Origin of the sequence: Finegoldia magna, assembly GCF_003182075.1 — a bacterium.
GTDB lineage: Bacteria > Bacillota > Clostridia > Tissierellales > Peptoniphilaceae > Finegoldia > Finegoldia magna.
The window spans coordinates 1-3,017 of sequence record NZ_QGTH01000047.1 but is presented as its reverse complement, the minus strand read 5'-3'; the positions used below and the strand labels follow the sequence as shown (position 1 = coordinate 3,017).

Here is a 3,017-nt window from a genome sequence, read left to right as displayed (position 1 = left end):
CTTGAAATAGGAAGCCTTGCAGCATGGACACCTGCAATTGAAGTGGAAGTTTTGCCGATAATTAGCGAAGCCTACCCAAATATATTTAAAGAAAAAACTAATATAAGAACAGTCTCAGCAGAGAGAACCTTTTGGGAAAAGGCAACTATACTTCATCATGAAGCGAATAGACCAGAATCTTCTTTTATGCCACATAGGTATGCAAGACACTTTTATGACCTATATAAAATAGCAAATTCAGATTTTAAAAACAAAGCCTTAGATGACAAGGAGTTATTAAAGAAAGTGACTGAATTTAAAATGAAATTTTATCCTAGGAAGTGGGCAAAGTATGAAGATGCATTAAATGGTAGATTAAAGTTAGTCCCAAGAGAGTTTCGATTTTCTGAAATAGAAAAAGATTATAAGGCTATGTCGGAGATGATTTATGGAGACTATCCAAACTTTGAAGAGATTATAAAAGTTCTTCAAGAACTAGAAAAAGAAATTAATAAGTAAGTAGAATTCTCCTGAAAATAATATGATATTCAGGAGAAATACTTTGAGCGAGAGAGAAATCTTTCGCTCTTTTTTTATTTATGGAGGTATTAATGAAGTTAGTAATAGCAGAAAAGCCAAGCGTAGCAGTTACAATTGCAAAAGTAATTGGAGCAAGAACAAGAAAAAACGGATATTATGAGGGGAATGGATACATTGTTTCTTGGTGTGTAGGTCATTTAATTCAAATGGCAAGTCCCGATAAGATAGACGAAAAATGGAAGAAATGGACGATAGACACTCTTCCTATAATTCCAGAAGAATATATTTATGAAGTATCTAAAAGCACTAAGAAACAATATGGAGTTTTAAAGAAGCTTTTAAACGATAAGAACATCGACACAGTTATAAATGCTTGTGATGCTGGAAGAGAGGGAGAACTTATTTTTAGGCTTGTATATAATCAAGCTAAATGTAAGAAGAAGATTCAAAGACTTTGGATATCTTCAATGGAAAACAAAGCTATTGAAGATGGCTTTAGAAATCTTAAAGATGGAGAAAACTTTGAAGACTTATATAGATCAGCAAGTGCAAGAGCCATTGCAGATTGGCTGGTAGGAATGAATTTAAGTAGGCTTTATTCTTGCATTTACAAGGAAACATATTCAGTTGGTAGAGTACAAACACCAACTCTATATTTAATAGCTAAAAGGGATAGTGAAATAAATCTATTTAAGAAGCAAAAATATTATACGGTAGACCTATCTTATGGAGGATTGAAGCTTGTATCAGATAGGATTGATAGAATTGAAGTTGCAGAACAATTATTAAACTTGCTAGAAGATGAAATAGTTATTACAGAGGTAGAAGATAAAGAAATAAGCACAAAACCAGATAAGCCTTATGATCTTACTACCTTGCAAAGAGAAGCAAATAAATATTTTGGATATTCATCAAATGACACTTTAAACCAGGCACAAGGCTTGTATGAAAAAAAGCTAATCACATATCCAAGAACAGATAGTAGGTATTTAACCGATGATATGGTTAATACCATGAAAGAATTATTAGAAGGACTTAAAGAAGGTTTTAAAATCAACGAATCAAACTTTAAGTCTATTTTTAATTCATCTAAGGTTACAGACCACTATGCGATTATTCCTACTATATCAGGTATTGGAAAAGCCAAAGATTTATCTGATAAAGAAAGCAAAATCTATAATCTAATTAAGAATAAATTACTTGCTTCATGTTCGGATAACTTAAAGGAATCTAGCAGAAAAATCAGATATGAATATGACAAGTTTAACTTTAATGCAAGTGGCAAGACTATAATCGATGAAGGTTATACCAAGTATCTAAAGACTTATGGAAAAGAAAAACAAGAAAATGAATTACCAGATATAAAGACTGGAGATAAAATTAAGCTAACTTCTAAAAATATATCTGAGAAATTCACAAAAGCTCCAAGTCATTATAATGAAGATATACTTTTAAAGGCTATGGAGAATGCAGGGATTGAATCACTGGATAAAGATATAGAAGTAGAAAGAAAAGGCTTAGGAACACCAGCTACAAGAGCAGGAATTATTGAAAATCTTATCCACAAGGATCTTATAAGAAGAGATAAGAAAAATCTACTTGTAACAGAAAAAGGCAATAGACTTGTATCGATTGTAGAGGATAAGTTTAAATCAGCAGAAACAACTTCTGAATGGGAAATGAAACTTGCAAATATTAGCTCTGGCGAAGTAGATAAAGAAGACTTTTTAAGAGAAATAGAAGATAGTATAAGGGAGCTTGTAGACAGGTACAAGAATAATCTAAATGAATAAGGTGAAAATATTAGAGCTTTTCGGCGGCATAGGTGCTATTAGAAAGGCTTTTATTAATTTAAAGATACCTTATGAAGTTGTTGATTATGTAGAAATAGATAAGGCTTGTGTTAAATCATACAACGCACTTTATGGAGAAGACTATAAGCCAAAATCAGTAGTAGGATATAAAGCTCCTAATGAAAAGATAGACTTAATTATGCATGGAAGTCCTTGCCAAGACTTTTCAAGAATAGGAAAAAAGCAAGGAGGAGTAAAAAATTCAGGAACTAGATCAAGCTTACTATTTGAAACAATTAGAATAATTAAAGAAATGAAAGATAAACCTAAATGGATAATTTGGGAGAATGTAAAGGGAGTCCTTGATAGAAATATGAGGGACTCCTTTTTTATTTATCTAAAAGAGCTAGAGAGCCTAGGATATGAAAACAAGTATGAAATCTTAAATGCAATGGACTTTGGGATACCTCAAAAAAGAGAGAGAATATTTGTTGTTTCATGCCTTGGAGCAAATAACTTTTCGTTTAATAAATTGGAGAGGAAAGAAACAAAATCACTAAGTGAATTTTTAGAAAAGAATGTAAGTGAACTTTACACAATGACACAACCTTATATGCTGAAATTTTTAAATAAAGGCATAGATAACAGTTTTAGAGGGCGACTAAAAGTGATTAAAGATTTTTCTTATACTATTTCTACAAAACA

3 protein-coding genes are annotated in these 3,017 nt (G+C 31.4%); all 3 read left to right on the top strand.

Annotated features, from left to right (window positions below):
* Window positions 1-498: nucleotidyl transferase AbiEii/AbiGii toxin family protein (locus DES33_RS09465; protein WP_146199882.1), on the top strand; the 498-nt coding region annotated here is incomplete at its 5' end.
* 92 nt (window positions 499-590) lie between these two features.
* Window positions 591-2,312, top strand: a complete 1,722-nt coding sequence (locus DES33_RS09460; RefSeq protein ID WP_110058830.1) for a DNA topoisomerase 3 — start codon at window positions 591-593, stop codon at window positions 2,310-2,312.
* On the top strand, window positions 2,305-3,017 hold a 713-nt coding region (locus DES33_RS09455; protein ID WP_110058829.1), incomplete at its 3' end, for a DNA cytosine methyltransferase. The genes DES33_RS09460 and DES33_RS09455, both read left to right, overlap by 8 nt.